Annotated in this window: 12 protein-coding genes; 4 read left to right on the forward strand and 8 right to left on the reverse strand. The window is 55.8% G+C overall.

The window, feature by feature from the left end; all coding sequences use genetic code 11:
- Positions 1–151: 151 nt before the first annotated feature.
- A complete protein-coding gene (locus SH678x_RS03180) occupies positions 152–1,147 on the reverse strand; it encodes a serine/threonine protein kinase (RefSeq protein ID WP_496921433.1) in 996 nt (331 codons plus the stop codon).
- A gap of 151 nt (positions 1,148–1,298) precedes the next feature.
- Positions 1,299–2,252 carry an HD-GYP domain-containing protein gene (locus SH678x_RS03185; RefSeq protein ID WP_496921434.1) on the reverse strand — a complete coding sequence of 318 codons (954 nt, stop codon included), beginning with the start codon at positions 2,250–2,252 and terminating at the stop codon, positions 1,299–1,301.
- A gap of 319 nt (positions 2,253–2,571) precedes the next feature.
- Between SH678x_RS03185 and SH678x_RS03190 the strand changes: the two genes are divergently transcribed.
- On the forward strand, positions 2,572–3,627 hold the full coding sequence (locus tag SH678x_RS03190; protein WP_496921435.1) for a DUF3500 domain-containing protein: 1,056 nt from the start codon (positions 2,572–2,574) through the stop codon (positions 3,625–3,627).
- 95 nt (positions 3,628–3,722) lie between these two features.
- Positions 3,723–4,979: a serine hydrolase domain-containing protein gene (locus SH678x_RS03195; RefSeq protein WP_496921436.1), complete on the forward strand. Its 1,257-nt coding sequence runs from the start codon at positions 3,723–3,725 to the stop codon at positions 4,977–4,979.
- Here the strand turns inward: SH678x_RS03195 and SH678x_RS03200 are convergent.
- The 4 genes from SH678x_RS03200 to SH678x_RS03215 form a co-directional block, all read right to left on the reverse strand.
- Positions 4,942–7,572: a [protein-PII] uridylyltransferase family protein gene (locus tag SH678x_RS03200; RefSeq protein ID WP_496921437.1), complete on the reverse strand. Its 2,631-nt coding sequence runs from the start codon at positions 7,570–7,572 to the stop codon at positions 4,942–4,944. The two genes, SH678x_RS03195 and SH678x_RS03200, sit on opposite strands and share 38 nt — an antisense overlap.
- Before the next feature lie 81 nt (positions 7,573–7,653).
- Entirely contained in the window at positions 7,654–7,992 is a 339-nt protein-coding gene (locus SH678x_RS03205; protein WP_496921438.1) for a P-II family nitrogen regulator, read from the reverse strand.
- 78 nt (positions 7,993–8,070) lie between these two features.
- Positions 8,071–9,474 (reverse strand): ammonium transporter, encoded by a 1,404-nt coding sequence (locus SH678x_RS03210; RefSeq protein ID WP_496921439.1) that lies wholly within the window; start codon positions 9,472–9,474, stop codon positions 8,071–8,073.
- Positions 9,475–9,671: 197 nt separating this feature from the next.
- Complete coding sequence (locus SH678x_RS03215; protein WP_496921440.1) at positions 9,672–10,223, reverse strand: cob(I)yrinic acid a,c-diamide adenosyltransferase; 552 nt, start codon at positions 10,221–10,223, stop codon at positions 9,672–9,674.
- Positions 10,224–10,528: 305 nt separating this feature from the next.
- On the opposite strand from SH678x_RS03215, the gene SH678x_RS03220 reads away from it, so the two are divergent.
- Positions 10,529–12,337 carry an efflux RND transporter periplasmic adaptor subunit gene (locus SH678x_RS03220; protein WP_496921441.1) on the forward strand — a complete coding sequence of 603 codons (1,809 nt, stop codon included), beginning with the start codon at positions 10,529–10,531 and terminating at the stop codon, positions 12,335–12,337.
- An 87-nt stretch (positions 12,338–12,424) separates the two neighbouring features.
- Positions 12,425–13,768 (forward strand): prenyltransferase/squalene oxidase repeat-containing protein, encoded by a 1,344-nt coding sequence (locus SH678x_RS03225; protein WP_496921442.1) that lies wholly within the window; start codon positions 12,425–12,427, stop codon positions 13,766–13,768.
- Between the two features lie 16 nt (positions 13,769–13,784).
- Here SH678x_RS03225 and SH678x_RS03230 read toward each other — a convergent pair whose 3' ends face one another.
- Complete coding sequence (locus SH678x_RS03230) at positions 13,785–15,065, reverse strand: tetratricopeptide repeat protein (protein WP_496921443.1); 1,281 nt, start codon at positions 15,063–15,065, stop codon at positions 13,785–13,787.
- Between the two features lie 226 nt (positions 15,066–15,291).
- Positions 15,292–16,707 carry a class II fumarate hydratase gene (locus SH678x_RS03235; RefSeq protein WP_496921444.1) on the reverse strand — a complete coding sequence of 472 codons (1,416 nt, stop codon included), beginning with the start codon at positions 16,705–16,707 and terminating at the stop codon, positions 15,292–15,294.
- Positions 16,708–16,738: the final 31 nt, after the last annotated feature.

The following is a 16,738-nucleotide window of genomic DNA, read 5'->3' on the forward strand; positions in this document are numbered from 1 at the left end:
AGAGCTCCAAGCTCTAAGTAAGCAATCGGAGGTTAATCTCGGCCATCACTAGCAAATGCAAACGAAACGCGTCAGATTGTCTTTGTAATAAAGATTGCGCAAACGGAATAATCTAACAATATGCGTATTAAATGCGAAAAAATGGCTTTGGTTAATGCTTGGTCAGTGACTGCAAGGCTCGGCTGCGGAAGTCGCGCAGGGCTTCGATCAATTCCTGCATGCTTTGGTATCGCATGGTCGGCTCTTTTTCCAGAGCGCGCATGGTGATGGCGGAGAGCAGTTTGGGGACTTGCCGTTTGGGATTGCGCTCGTGGGCAGGCACTGTGCTTTCTTTGAGAATCATCTCGAAGGTCTCGTTGATGTTCTCGCCGCGGTGGGGCTCCTTGAGCGTGAGAATTTCATACAACACGGCTCCTATGCCATAAACGTCGGTGCGGGCATCGATGTTGTCGCCGCCGCCGCGAATTTGCTCGGGGGACATGTAGAGCGGCGTACCGGGGCGCTGGCCGGGATCGGTAAGAATCTCGTGCTCGACTTCCTCCTTGAGCTCCGAGTCGTCGTTGGCCCAGACCTTGGCGACTCCCCAGTCAAGGAGGACAACCTGGCCGTACGATCCGATCAAAATGTTTTCGGGCTTCACGTCGCGATGGACCACGCCATGGACATGGGCATAGGACAGAGCGTTGGCCACCTGAATGATAGTTCCCAACATGCGTTCGAGATTGTAGGTGGCGAGTGCATCAGGATCGCCCAGACTTTGCTTATCGAGGATCTCTCGCAGGGTTTCGCCTTCGACCTTTTTCATGGTGAAGTAGAGCCGACCTTCGACGTCGTGGCCGAGTTCATAAACGGGAACGGTGGCGGGATGTTGGAGTTGAGCGGTGACGCGGGCCTCGCGGAGAAAGCGGGCTTTCATGTATTCGCTTTGTGCGAGATGCGGGTGTAAGGTCTTCATGACCACGGTGCGACCTAGATTGCTATCGCGGCAGGTCTGCAAAACGGCCGATCCCCCTTTGGCAAGCGGCTTGAAATCGGTATAGCGCAGGAAACTATTTGAATAGTACTGCGACAGCTCGCGGTCAGTATCTTTGGCGTCGATGTGCGGATAATTGTCGTCCGCTGTGAATTCGTGGTGGTCTTCGGACATGACGGGCCTGCGATTAAGGGGTCGAACTCTCGCCTTGGCTAAAGTGTAGCGCGAGAAGGCCGACATGACGAGGGCGCAAAGCAGATCGCTGCGCGATTCGCACGGATCAAGCATGCCAGTTTGCGAAAAATTACTGGACAGGAAGAGGAGCTTAGCTTTGTTGCATGGCCGAGACCCAGCAACGCACCATTTCAGGCTCGAAGTGCGTGTTGGCTTGGCGTTGCAAGTATTCCAAGCCTTCGCTGAGTTTGAGCGGCGTGCGATAAGGGCGGGCGCTGGTGATCGCGTCGAACACGTCGACAACCGCGAGAAGCCGGGCCCAAGGGTGAATTTCGTTGCCCACCATGCCGACGGGATAGCCCGTGCCGTTGAGCCACTCGTGATGTGAGTAAACCATCATGAGCTGGCCGTCATTTATATCGTCACGTTCGCAAAGATCTTCGTAGCCGCGTTGGGGATGGCTTTTTATAAGCTCCCATTCTTTGTCGGAGAGATCGCCCTTTTTGCAGAGTAACGAGGCGGGAATAAATCGCTTGCCGATATCGTGCAGCAGCGCGCCGGCGGTGATTTGCTCTTTGATCGCGGGGTCCGTAAATCCAAGCTTGTCGGCGAGAAGATTGGCGAAACCGGCCACGTTGGTCACGTGTGTGAATGTGTAAAAATCGTGCTGCACCATCGCGAACAATTTGCGCGGGACGATGGTGTTCCCTTCAAGGAGTTTGACGATCTGTTTGGCCATTCCTTGAGCCAGGCCTACCGCGCGATCGCATTTGATTATGTTGAAGGCAGCGTTCATTTCCACGGCGGCGGCCGATTGCAGGAATGAGAAACGCTCTTCGGGTGTGATCGATTCGTCTTCGATGGCGTCATGGAGCGACTCGGCAAGCGCATTGCCAAAGGCAATGAAATCGGCCGAGGAAACATACAAGGCACGGTGACCGCGATTTCTCAAGTCGACGATATCGTCGTCGGTGATCGGTATCGAGGAGCTGCGATAAAGCACGGGCGTGCTCTGGTCGTCGAGTTGGCAATAGAGATTTACCGCGACGGATCGTTGAATACGAAACAACGACAGGGGAATGCAAGTAAACTCTCCATGGCCCATTCTATGAGTATTTGACGGAGATCGAGATAATGTCGAAGCAGGGGGCATGATGAGTCCAGTGGGGCAATAAAACTATGGTCAATTTTAGATCAGTTTTTCGCTCCTGGATTATTACAATGTGGCAATTGCTAAGCCTGACGATTGTAACGGTCGACCCGGCGAAACGGCTTTGTTGTTGGAGCCAAGCGTACATGGGGCTTGCATGATTTGATGAATTGCGGAATTTCATCGAAATTTGCGAAGTTGTCGCCACTCTGGTCTAATCAAGGTTCAAGCGAATAATGAGCGCAGCTTTTCCATAGACAGAGGGAGGTTGGTGATGGATCCTTGGGGACCTTGTTGTGTACCGAGTGCCGACGGCGGAATGAATCGTCGCAAATTTCTGGGGCAGACGGGGGCAACGCTCTTAGCTACGGGTGTGGCTGTTGCCCAATCGCCGCTGTTGCTGCGTGCGGCCGAGCAAACCGTTGCGCCACCGAAATCGGCCGAATCTCTGGTGAAGTTGCTTTACGAGGCACTCACTCCTGGCCAGCGGGAGAAGGTTTGCTTTGCGTGGGATCACACTGATTCCGAGCGAGGACTCTTGCGGACTCGCGTTGCCAACAATTGGGACATTACCGATTACTACGTGAATGATGAGTTCTTCACGGGGGATCAACGCGCGCTGATTCGTGGGATCTTCGAGAATCTTTACAGCCCCGAATGGGTAGCGAAGATCGATCGCCAACTTGACGACGACTCAGGCGGCTTTGGCGAGCAAAACAGCATCGCCATCTTTGGTGAACCGGGAAGCGACAAGTTTGAGTTTGTGTTGACCGGTCGCCACATGACTGTGCGCTGCGATGGGAACACGACCGAGCACGTAGCGTTTGGCGGGCCGATTTTCTATGGCCATGCTGCGGAATCGTTTGACGAAGAAGCCGACCATCCCAACAACGTCTTCTGGCCGCAGGCCGTTGAGGCGAATAAGCTGTATCAAGCGTTAAGTGGCAAGCAGCAGCAACTGGCGTTGGTGAAGCGAGGCTTACCTCGCGAAGAGCGAGCGGGATTTCAGGGCGCCGGCGGCCGGTTTCAAGGAATTCCGCTGACCGAACTTTCCAGCGATCAACGCGAAAGGGTGCAGGAAGTTTTGCGGAAACTCGTCGAGCCGTATCGCCAAAACGACCGAGACGAAGTGATCGCTTGCCTCAATGCGCAGGGAGGACTCGATAAGTGTCACCTGGCCTTCTACGAGCAGGGCGACATCGGGCGCGACAAGGTATGGGACAATTGGCGGATCGAGGGGCCATCGTTTGTGTGGCACTTCCGCGGTTCGCCGCACGTGCACGTGTGGGTGAACGTGGCGGATGATCCGAGCGTAAAGTTGAATGCGTGAGGCAATATTCACGGCATCGGGACGATGCCGGCTAACGGGCGGAACTTTGGCTGATACATGGGGTTTTAATTTTGAAACCTGTGTCGAGGACTAATATGCCCCCTCGTTATGTCACCTGTTGCTTACTCGTGCTGGGCGTATGCTTGCCATCGCTTGAGGCTTACGATTTCACGGAGCTGACGGCACTTGCCGAGGGAGCACTCGTAGGTCAGAACGTCGGCCAAGCGGTGCCGGGGTTTGAGATCCGGCTACTGCAGAATGGTGAATTGCTTTATCACCAAGCGTTTGGTGCTTGGTCGATTGATCGCCCTGCCAATGTGGATAGCACTTCAAAGACGATCAGCGGAGCGCTGATGATGTCGCTTGCCGAAACCGGTGAGATGGGCTTTTCATTGGACAGCCGGCTAAGCGACTTTCTGCCTGAATACAATAAGCCGGGTTACAATGAGATCACGATTCGGCAGGCGTTTTCACATTCGTCGGGATTGCCGGGCGAAGATGTGTCGTCGCCGATTTTGCTCAGTTCCTTGATCACGCTGCGGCAAGCGGCGTTTTTGATCAGCGAACAACCGCTTCAGAATGGACCACCGGGATCGACCTTTGCGTATGCCGGATTGTCGATGCAGGCGGCAGGGGCGGCGGCCGAAGTGGCCACCGGCGAGCGCTACATCGATCTGTTTGCGGAGCGGATCACCGGTCCGCTCGGCATGACGAATACGAGTTTTGTCATCGCGAGTGACTCCAATCCACGCGTGGCGGGTGGCGTGGAATCGACCGCTACCGATTTCGCACGGTTTACAGACATGCTGCTCAACGATGGCGTGGACCGAGTCAGCGGCACGCAAGTTTTGTCGGCCGAATCGGTGGCCGAGATGTTCACGCGGCAAACCAGCGACGATCAGGTCATCGCGAATTCACCGGCTGGGAACAACCGCTATGGTATTGGCGTGTGGCTCGATCAATTGGAACAAGCGGGACCGACCGTGGATGCGCTCGCGGCGGGGGCTCGAGGTTTTCACAGTTGGATCGATGAAGATTATGGCTTGGTCTTCACGTTCGCCACGGAGCGGACCGTTTTTAGTAATGTGGAAGAACTTTCGTCGATGATGCACCTTGCCATTTTGCAAGAGGTGGGCTTGCCGGGGGATTTTGATTTCGACGGTGTGGTGACGGGGCGAGATTTTTTGGCGTGGCAGCGAAATCCAGACCTGGGAGATTTGGCGGAGTGGCAAGATGCTTATGGTGTAAGCACGCCCGCTGAAGCGGGCTCGCCGGTTCCGGAGCCTGGCACTTGGCAATTGATAGGCTTCTTGCTTACTGCCCTTCGGCGGCGTGGTACATTTCGTGCTTGATGTGGTTGAGATAACCCTCGTCGAAGATCTTCTGGCCATTCTCGCGGGCGAGCACATAGAACACGTCGACAACTTGATCGAGGTACGTGCCGATTTTGGCATGGCGAATCACGAGGCCGATGTCGTGCAGCTTACGGGCGAGCGCATACAGCAAGCCGGTGCGGTCGAAGGTGAAGACTTCGACAATCGTGTAGTTTTCGGAGAGATTGTTGTCGATGCGAACTTCGGTGCTTTGGGGGCTAAGTTTACGTGAGGCTTCGATTTTGTCTTGGCCCCAGACACGACGGAACTGCGGGGATTGCTCAGAATCGATCGAAGCCACCATTTTTTGTTCGAATTCTTTGAGCCGCTGTTTCGTGGGAGGTTTGGACGATTGGGAGTCGGTCGCGGTGTAGCGGACGAGCACCAGTTCGTCGGCCAGCACGTCGATGTCGGCGGAAAGGATCTGTAGGCCTTCGCTGCTCAGCACGCCAGCCATACTGGAAAAGACTCCTCGGCCAACGCCACGACTAATCCCACCCGAACATACGATCGTTTTGGTCGAAGCTTGATAATGGCACCATGCGGTGGCTTCGTTCTCCCGAAGCAATTTGAGCCGGGAAAAGATTTCGACAATTTCAGGTGCGTCGCGACTCGTGAGATGGCTCGTCGGGAGGGCTTCGAGTTGTTTGACGAACCATTCGTCGGCTCGTTGGGCGGGGCTGAGTTCCTTGAGCACGGCCGCGGATTTCGCCGTGAGTTTCGCACGGAAGTCGGTCGTGTCGTCGTCTTCCAGAAAACCGACGGTGCGCGAGTAGACTTCGGCCAGCACGTCGCGCTTCCAGGCCGTGAGAACGTCGGGACCTACCGCCGCGAGGTCGGCGCAAGTGACAACGAATAGCATCTTGAGGCGTTCGACGGTGCCCGCTTGGCGAGCGAATCCTTCCAGTAGGCGTGCGTCGGATGTGTCGCGGCGGAAGGTGAGATGCGACATCGCCAAATGCTTGTGAACCAGGAACACCAAATCGTCCGTGGAGCGTTCGTCGAGCTGAAAGAGTTTAGCCGTTTCTTCGGCGATGCGTTTGCCGACTTCGCTGTGATCTTCTTCGTAACCTTTGCCCAAATCGTGAAGTAGCAGTGCCAGATGGAGAACCCGTTTGTCGGCCACTTCGCGATAGGCGTTGCCCAGGCGGTCCTCGCGGGAAGCAAAGCTCGCGGCTTCACTCACGGCGCGCAAGGAATGTTCGTCGACCGTGTATTTGTGGTATTGATTGAATTGGAGCAAGCAGCGCACGTGCCGCATGCCGGGGACGATCTTTTCAAGATAACCCAGCTCGTGCAGTAAACCGAGGACACCGCCGACGATGTGGGGTGTGGCGAGTATGTTGTAGAAATGGCGGCGTACTTCGTCGGTCGCTTCCTCGGGAAAGTCGGGAGCGGCCAAAAGCAGGGCGGAATACGTCTGTTGATCGAGCGGCTTTTTTTCCTCGGCGGCCAGTTCCACTAGCCGCAGGATTTCAATCATATCTTGTTTGATTTTGGCCAAACCTGTGGTCGTGACGCCGACCGTGTTGATCGTGACGCGGAAGTCGGCACCGACACTGCGACTAAAAATCGGCTCAAGCACACGTGACACAGCACCGCCAGCCAGAAGGCTCGCCTCGCGGCGGCGAACCAACTGCCAAACATGATTGGTATGGCGGAAATAGTCGCGCATGAATTGCTCGACGGGAAGCAAACCGCTGCGGTGCTGAAGGCCGAGCCATTCAGCCACGCGGAGTTGTTCGGCGCGGTCGAGCAGATCGGCGCACGAACCGGCGTGGAAGTGCATCTCGTTGCGGAGCCGCAGCAGATATTCGGTCGCGGATTGCAGGCGATGGTGATCGAACTTGGAGATCGCCCCCAGGAGATGCAAACGGTCGGGGTCCGCGGCGCCGAATTCGGCAAAGCCGAGCCAACGCAGGAGATGAATATCCCGCAAACCGCCGCGCGAGCGTTTAACGTGAGGTTCAAGGAGGTAGACGCTTTCGCCGTATTGATTGCGTTCTTGGGTCCGCGCTTCAAGAAAGGTGCGGCAGAGCGATTTACTATTACGGCGGACCATTTTCTCGAAGCTCGTGCGAAAATCTTCGAATAGCGTTTGACTTCCTAGCAGCAACCGCGCGTCGATCAGTGACGTGCAGATCACGGCGTCGTCGCGAGCAAGTTGGATCGCTTCGTTGGGTTTGCGAATGCTGGAACCCAATTGCAAGCCGATGTCGAACACACCCTGAGTGAGAGGTCGCAGTATTTCGGCGACTTCTTCGCTCCGTAGGTTCTGATAAACAAACATGAGATCGACGTCGGAATACGGCGAGCATTGGCGACGGCCGTGGCTGCCTAAACAGACGACGGCGAGATTCGCCCGAAGTTTGTCGGCTTTGGCAGTGGGAGCAATGGCCAGCGATGCTTCGAAGAGACGCATGAGGATCGTGTCGAGCATCGAGCCAAGCTTGGCGGAGACTTGCGCACCGGCAAGTCCGCGATCGTGGCTGGCCTGAATCTCGGCGCGACGGGTCTGCAACTCGGTGCGGAGTTGTTGCAGCGTGTCGGTGATTTGCAGACTGGCGGGCATCCTGAGTTTTCGATTCCGAATGACAAAAAAACAGCCGCGGCTTTTTGGGCCGCGGCTGGGGAGCAAGCGTTGCCAATTCTATTATAGCGCACCATTGCCGGTTTCGCCGGTGCGGATGCGAATCGTTTCGACCAGATCGGAGACAAAGATCTTGCCGTCGCCGATTTGGCCCGTTTGCGAGGCTTTGATAATGGTGTCGATCACCGATTGGGACTTTTCCTCGGACACGGCAATTTCTATTTTGACCTTAGGGACAAAATCCACGGCATACTCCGTGCCGCGATAGGTTTCGGTATGTCCCTTCTGGCGGCCAAAGCCGCGGACCTCGGTGATGGTCATGCCCGCGATGCCGAGTTCGCTCAAGGCGTTCTTGACGTCTTCGAGTTTGAAGTGACGCACGATAGCTTCGATTTTCTTCATCACGTAACTCCGTGAGTTTTTAATTTAAGAGCAAGCCGGGCCCGCCCTTTAAGTTTACTGGTAAAAGTTCGCCTTGGCCTAGAAGAAAATGTAACCTTCTTCGCCATGGTCGGTAATATCGAGGCCGCGGGTTTCGCCCTCGGGGCTGATACGCAGGCCCATGGCGATGTCGATCACCTTAAGAATAATCAGCGTGGCGACAATGCTGAACACAATCGTAACGGCCACGGCGGCAATCTGGCCCACGAAAACCTTGCTGCCCCCTTCGATCAATCCCAAGGGATTTCCGCCGTCGATATTCCAGCAGGCCCGCGTAGCGAAGACGCCCGTGAGGATCGCCCCCAGCGTGCCACCCACGCCATGGACGCCGAAGGCGTCGAGCGAATCATCATAACCGAAGGCAGGCTTGAGCTTACCGCAGGCGAGGGCACAGACGATGCCTGCGACAAAACCCATGAGCAAGGCAGGCATGGGATTCACAAAACCTGCTGCGGGAGTAATGCAGACCAAACCGGCGACGGCACCCGACGCGGCACCCAACACGCTGGGCTTGCCGTTGTGGAACCATTCATAAATTGACCAACCCAGCACACCCGCTGCGGCAGAAAAATGGGTCACCACGAACGCGCTGCTGGCGAGATGATCGCTGAGGAGTTCACTACCGGCGTTGAAGCCGAACCACCCGACCCACAACATTCCCGCTCCGAGCACGGTGTAGGTAAGGTTGTGGGGTCGCATGTCTTCGCTGCCGAAGCCTTTGCGCTTGCCGATGACCAACGCGCACATGAGGGCTGAAATGCCTGAACTGATATGCACAACGGTTCCCCCGGCGAAGTCGAGCGCACCGCCGGCAATGGCATGGGGTGAATTGAACGCCAGGATGCCACCGTCCCATACCCAGTGGCAAAGCGGGCAGTAAACCAGCGTGCCCCACAAGATGCTGAACACGACCATCGCGCTGAATTTCATCCGCTCGGCAAACGCACCGCAAATGAGCGCGGGGGTAATAATGAAGAACATTCCCTGAAACACCATGTGGCAATACAGCGGGAGCGGCGTATCGAGATAAAACAGCTCGACGGGGGATTCGGTGTCGGCATCCCAGGTGCGTTGCACGTTGTTCATGAAGAGATACTCACCATTGCCGACGTAGGGCCCGTCGCCGCCGAAGGAGAGGCTGTAACCGTAAAGAGCCCAAATGACGGTCATCAGTCCCATCAGAAAGACGCACTGCATCATCACGCTGAGCACGTTTTTCTTGCGCACCAAACCGCCGTAGAACATGGCCAGGCCAGGGGCCGTCATGAAGAGCACTAAGGCACTGGAAGTGAGCATCCAAGCGGTGTTGCCAGCGACAGCTGCGGCTTGTGCCTTTTCGTCAACGGATTCCAGCGTGAGTTCCTGCGCCGACAAGGAACTGCCGAAAACGGATGCAAGAAGAAGGGGCAGGACAAAACATCCGCCGGGCCATACTCGGTGCATATCACCTCTCCAATTGAATAAGGAACTTGTTAGCCGAGCCACCCATGTTCGCCGCTGAACAGCAAGCAGCATTGTTACACGATGCGAGGCCAAGCCAGCCATCCGATTCTCAACGGACAGGGTTTGGCAGAATGGTAGGATATGAAGCCTATTGGTTGCAGTAAAGTAGGCAGCGTGGAGAATTAGGATTTGCGATGCTAAACCGTGGTTGTCTTTTGCCAGGGTACGTCGGCGTGGCCCAGTTCTTGATTCACTGCGCGGGCCATGACGAACAGCAGATCGCCTACGCGATTGAGATAGTGGATCACTATTTCTCGCACGGGAGACGTTTGCGCGAGAGCGACCACACGACGTTCCGCGCGGCGGCAAATGCAGCGGGCCAAATGCAACGCGGCAGCGGCGGGCGTGCCTCCGGGAAGAATGAACGTTTGCAGAGCGGGGAGCGGCGCTTCCAATTCATCAATCCAGCTTTCGACGCGGGCGACATCGGCTTCTTGCAAATAAGCTGTGCCATGTTCGACGGCTTGGGGAGTAGCCAACTCGGCTCCGATGTCGAACATGCGATTTTGCAGCAATGAGAGAATCGCATCGCAATTCACCGGTAATTCAACGGTACGGACGACGCCGAGCTGGGCGTTCAGTTCGTCGACCACGCCAAAGGCGTCGATTCGCAAGTCGCATTTGGAGACACGTCCCCCGCCGTAAAGACCTGTGGAGCCGTCATCGCCAGTGCGGGTGTAGATTTTCATGGGAGTGAGCCGTGGAGGATTGTGACGATTATGGATTTTATGCGGGTGATGATTGAATGTGTCTCTCCAAACATCGTGCCTTCACGCAACTGTCGGCCAGTGATTGGTGCAGGGAGAGGGGTGTTCCGTGTGATTTTCCTGCTGCAAGTAGGTTTTAGCGGGTGTGAGAGCTAGAATCTAGCGACCGTAAATTTTTCCCAACTTGCCGGAACGGGTGAATTCGTCCATTGTGAAATCATGAGCGATTCATGCCGCCTCAACTAATTTTGCGGAATAAGTCCGCGTCCCGCCGCAAGGAGCCCTCCATGTCTGTGTTGAATCGTTGCCCGCTAGTGTTGATGGGCGCGACACTTGTCTGTTTGGCCATGTTGCGGGCGCCGCTGGTGGCTCGGGATGTAAATTTGGTTTTGACGACCGCGGTAGCTGCTGCGGACAAGCCAGATCAGGAACCCGATCCGGCTGATGAGTCAGAGGATTCCGACAAAGAAGCCGACAAGAAGTCCGACGACTCGAAGAGCAAGGACGAAAAGAAGTCGGCCGACGCGCATGATGCCGACGACAAGGAGGCTGATGACGAAGACGCTGAGAAAAAAGACAAGAAACCGGCCAAAAAAGAAATTGGCGACAAGAAAGATAAAGAATCAAAATCAGAGAAAGCTGACGCTAAGGAGAAGGCCGAGTCGACCGAGAAGGATGAAGAGAAATCCGAGGCCGAGGAGAAGCCGAAGGCGAAACCCTTCACGGTGAAGAAGAAGCCGCTGAAGATCGAGCAAAAACTCGACGGAGTCTTTGTCGCGGAGAATATGGAAGAAGTCGCGTTGCGGCCGGATACGTGGGCCCGCTATGTGGTCAAGGAAGCGGTCGAGCATGGAACGGAAGTCAAGAAGGGTGACGTACTCGTGCGGTTCGACGATGAGCAAATTGAAGAAAAGCTTGCCGATGAAACAATCGATCAGCGACTGAGTGAATTGGCACTCATGCAGGCGGAGGAACAAGCTCCGCGAACCGACAAGCTATTAAAGCTCGCCTACGAAGCGGCGAAGCGGTCTCACGATCAGCTAGTTGAAGACCACAAATATTATGTGGATACGGACCGCCCATTTGCCGAGCGGATTGCCAAGTATCGCTACGAGTCGTCGAAGGAAGATCTCGCTTCGCAAGAAGAAGAACTCGAACAGCTCAAAAAGATGTACGAGGCCGACGAGATCACCGAAGAGACCGAAAAGATTGTTTTGCGTCGGCAAGAATTTGAAGTCTCGACTGCCAAGTTGATGTTGGAGCTTCAAGAAGCGAATCGCGATTACACACTCAATGTGTCGTTGCCGCGGAACGATTTGTTCTACACGACGGCTTTGAACGAGGCGAAACTCGCGCTGGAACAAGCCAAAGCGGCGATGGAACTGGGAACTACCCAAGGCAAGTATGATCTCGAAAAGAAGCGGGCTGCGCGATCCAAGAGCTTGCAAGCCAATGCGAAATTGCTCAAAGATCGTGATCTCATGGTGATTAAGGCTCCGACCGACGGCACGGTTTACTATGGCCGCTGCGTGAGCGGGCAGTGGGCGGAGATCGGCTCGATCATGGCGAAGCTTGTGCCGTATAGCATGATTCCGCCGAACACGGTGTTGATGACAATCGTCAAGCAAAGGCCGCTTTATGTTGTCACGAACATCGGCGAAAAAGACTTGCCGGAATTTAAGACTGGGATGAAGGCCACGACGACTCCCACGGCGGATACCGACGATGAACTGGCGGCCAAAGTGACCAAGCTGGCGGGAATTCCTGGGGGCGGCAAGAAGTTTGAAATGCGGCTCGATCTGGATAAGGAAGATTTGCCCGATTGGCTCGTGGCGGGGATGAGTTGCAGCGTGGAAGTGACGACCTACGACAAGAAAGATGCCCTGATGGTGCCAGCGGATTTGATCAATACCGATGAGGACGATGATAAGATCAAGTATGTGATGCTATTCAAGGGAGACGACCGTGAGCCGGTGCGCCGTGAGGTGAAAGTCGGCAAGACGAAGGATAAAGAGGTTGAAATTCTGTCTGGATTGAAGGTGGGAGATAAAATTGTCAAGGAAGACAAGAAGAAGGATGAAGAAGAGGAAGAGTAGGATTTGTAACCACGAATAGACACGAAATACACGAATAGTTCTGTTGCCGGAACTCGCGTTGCTCGTTCCGGCCTAGTCTGAGATTCAATGTCTAACTATCTTCAGAATTTGTCAGTGCGGTTTTTGTTTGCGCTGATGGTGTGGAGTTTCTGTGCGTCGCTTGGTCTGGCGAGTGAAGATGACGTGGCGAGCGTTGCCACCGATAAAAAGCCTGTCTATCCGTTGTCGGTGGAAGGGCCCAAGCCGCAGCCGACGAGGTCACCGAGTCGGGCTGAGATTAAACGGTCGATCCAGCGCGGCGTCGATTTTCTAATCGAAACGCAGCTCAAGTCGGGGGCTTGGGGGCGTTCGGAGAACGGGAAGTATTACAAGATTTGGGCTCCCGTGCCGGGGGCTCATCATGCCTATCGGATGGGCACAACGGCACTAGCGATTGAAGCCCTGGTGGCCGCGAGCCCTTTGTTTGATGGCAAAGAACACGAAAAGATCGAAGCGGCCATTGATCGCTCGCAGGATTGGTTGTTGGGTGAAGGGGGCGACCTGCGGCGGAGCGCCCCGGATATGTACGACGACTACTTTGGCCACGCGCTCTACAATGTGTGGGGGCATGCCTACGGCGTTCAGACGGCCGTCGCATTATATGATCGAGCTGAAGGCAATGCCGAGTTGCAAGCCCGGTTACGCAAGTTCATTGAATATCACATTCGCCGCTTGGAGCAGGATTCGTTCATTAATGGCGGCTGGGGATATTACGATGATCCCTTCACCGACAAGTATGGCAACGCGATTCAGCCGCGGCGGGCTAAGCAGGAGCGTCCTACGGGAAGTTCGATCAGTTTCACCACGGCGACCGTGTTGATCGCGCTCAAGAAAGCGGAAGGTTTGGGCTTTAAGATCCCCGAATCGCTCACAAAGCCGGCCGTTGATTCGATTTTGCGGCAGCGTTACCCCGATTTTGCTTACGCCTACGGCGAGTATTTGAAATACGCGCCGCGGATGGATATCAATCGCCCGGCGGGGAGTTTAGGCCGTTCGCAGGTTTGCAATCTGGCGCTACGGATGTATGGCGACAAAATAGTGACCGACGAAGTCATCGAAACATGGCTCGACCGGCTGATCGTGCGAAACGGTTGGCTCAGCATGAGCCGTAAACGCAACTATCCGGCGCAGTCGCCGCACTTCGCGGATTTTGGCGTGGCGGGTTATTTTTATTACTACGGCCACTATTACGCAGCGATGTGCATCGACGAACTTCCTGCGGACCAGCGACCGTTCTATCAGGATCACTTGGCCAAGATTCTGATGCCGCTGCAAGAAAAAGACGGCAGTTGGTGGGACTACATTTTGTACGATTATCACCAGCAGTACGGCACGGCGATGGCCGTGTCGGCGCTCGTGCGTTGTCTGCACGACGATTTGCCCGCGAAATAGTCGCGGCTAGCGATTGCTATTCGGCGTCGATCTCTTCATAGACCGCTTGTGAAATGTCGGCGACGGGTTGCGTGCGGAAGGGCTGGCCCTCTTCGTAGAGTTTCACACGGGCAACGTATTCAGCACGAACCGTGGATGGTGCCAATTCGATCGCTTCTTCGAGCGTGGCGATGGCTTCGTCGAATTCGCCGGCACTCGCCAAGGCCGCCGCGAGAGTGTCGAGGGCAACGTGGCGTTCGCCGTATTCACATTCCAAGGCTTGCTTGGCACCGAGAATGGCATTTTCCGGATCGCGGAATTGTTCGTCGGGGCACGTAGCCAACAGCCAAGCTCCATTTCGATAAGCATGACCAAAGCTTGGTTTGACTTCGATGGCCATCGCATAGCTGGCCAAGGCGTCGGCATACTGACCCATGTCGGAAAGCAGATCCCCACGGCTGCAGAGGATGCCTGGATTCTCGGGATCGAGCTTCGCGGCGGCGGTGAAGTGCTCGAGGGCTTCATCCCAGCGACCACCGGAGTGGCAAACACGCGCGAGACCCAAGCGAGCCGACGCGAGCTTGCCATCCAACTTGCAAGCGGATTGATAATCTTTTTCGGCGCTTTCCAGATCACCAGCTTGCACGAACAGGGTCGCTCGGTTGGTATAGGCCTTCGCAAATTTAGGGTTGGTCTTGATGACCGTGTTGAAGTCATCGAACGCTTCGGCGAATTTTCCCGACTCAGCAAACGAGACGCCCCGATTGTGGAGGGCGCGCCAGTTGTTGGGATCAAAATTCAGAGCTTCTTCAAAATCGGAGTCCGCGAGCTCCGAGTTACCGGCGTCGGCATAAACTTGCCCGCGACGGTTGAGCGACCACGAAATCAACGTAGTGGCAAACTGTTTGTTCTCGCCCTTGATGTTCAAACGAAGCGCGGCGATGCACTTGTCGATCACTTCGGTGAGTTCGGTTTCGGTTTTGGCCGTGGTGGATGCCGTGTGTGCTTCGATGAGCAGTTGACCCGCTTCGTCGAGCCGAGGAACCTCGGCGACGTGGCGGACAATATTCTTGGATGTCGTGTTCTTGGGTGCTGCGCTGCGCAGTGGAGCAGATTTGGATTGCGTCTGCTTTCTTGTTGGCGCGGATTGCTGGTCAATCACGACAAACGAGCCGCTGCCAGCATTCACGACGGGTGGAGCATCGTTGGTGTCCTCGACAAAGACGACCGAACCGGTGTCGGCGGCCTTGAGGCTTGACGAACACAGGAGTCCAATGCCAAGGAGATAGACGAGTCGGCGAGCAAACGAAACTTCCATGATCTTCGATCCGCAAGCGAGACTTTGCAGGATAAACAATACACGCGGCGGAGAGATTTCCCGCCTCGGTCGTTGTATCGTCCGCGCCGGCAAAGTTGCTGCAATCGAACAAGCTAAAACGATTGGAAAAGTTTTGCCAATTCCCCCAATGTGTGTGCTGGCAATACATGCGGTGCAAGCACCGGCGCACTGAGTTCGTTGAGCGCGGTGCAAGCACCGGCGCTAATTACGCGCTGGGGTGGGTCATCGACATGGGGTCGAGCGCTTTGTCGAGTTCTTCCGCGGGGAGAATCTTGCGGTCGAGGCACAACTGGCGAATGGTTGTGTTGAGCTTGAACGCATCTTTGGCCAACGTGGCGGATTGTTCGTAACCCACCAGCGGGGCAAGCGAAGTGACCATCATCAACGACTGGTCGATGAGCTCTTTGCAGCGTTCTTCGTTGACTTCCAATCCGGTGAGTAGCTTGTCGACGAACACATTCGAAGAATTCGCCAGCAGTTTGACCGACTCAAGAAACGCGTCGATCATCACCGGCATGGCGACGTTCAACTCAAACAGCGAGCCGATGCCGCCCAAGCCGGCGGTGGTTACGGTTGTGTCGTTACCGATCACGCGGCAGGCGACTTGGATGACCGATTCGCAGATCACCGGGTTGACCTTGCCGGGCATGATCGAGGAACCCGGCTGAGTGGCGGGGAGCGAAAGCTCGAAAATGCTGCAACGCGGACCGGAACCCAACAAGCGGATGTCGTTGGCGATTTTGGTGAGGGCCACGGCGATGGTTTTTAGTTCCCCGTGGGCTTCAACGAACGAATCCTTGGCGGCTTGGGCTTCGGGGTGATTGGCCGCTTCGTGGAATTCGTGGCCGAGCCGCTTGCTAAGCGAAGTGCAAACTTCACCGGCGAATTTGGGATGGGTGTTGATGCCTGTGCCGACGGCCGTGCCACCGATGGGCATGTTTTCGAGCAAGCGAGCGAGCGCACGCCCCGCGCGGATTTCGCTGTAGCGGGCTTGGGCCGCGTAACCGCCAAACACCTGACCCACGCGGATCGGCGTGGCATCCATCAGGTGCGTGCGACCGATTTTGACGATGTGATCCCAGGCTTTCGCTTTTTCTTCCAGCGCTTCGGCCAAGCGGCCAAGCGCAGGGAGCAGATCTCGCGTGAGGGCGGTCACTCCGGCGATGTGCATCGCGGCGGGGAATGTGTCGTTGGAGGATTGCCCCATGTTGACGTGATCGTTGGGGTGGACTGCGCCTTCTTTACCTTTGGCGCCGACGCCGAAGCCCAGCCGTTCGTTGGCTAGATTGGCGATCACTTCGTTGGCATTCATATTGGTCGACGTGCCTGAGCCCGTCTGATAGATGTCGACCGGGAAATGAACGTCGTACTTACCGGCCGCGACATCGTTCGAGGCAGCGACGATGACATCGCCGCGCTTCGCGTCGAGCTTGCTGAGATTCATGTTGGCTTCGGCACAGGCGGCTTTCAATTGGCCAAAGGCATGAATCATCGCAGCGGGAACGGGCTCGTGGGCAATCGGAAAATTGTCGACGGCTCGCGCGGTCGAGGCTCCGTAAAGGGCATCGGCGGGAACTTGCATCTCGCCCATCGTGTCGCGTTCGGTACGGTATTGGGTCATGATTGTGAGTTCTGTCAGTGTGGTTGGTTGT

Source organism: Bythopirellula superficialaquae (assembly GCF_059632245.1).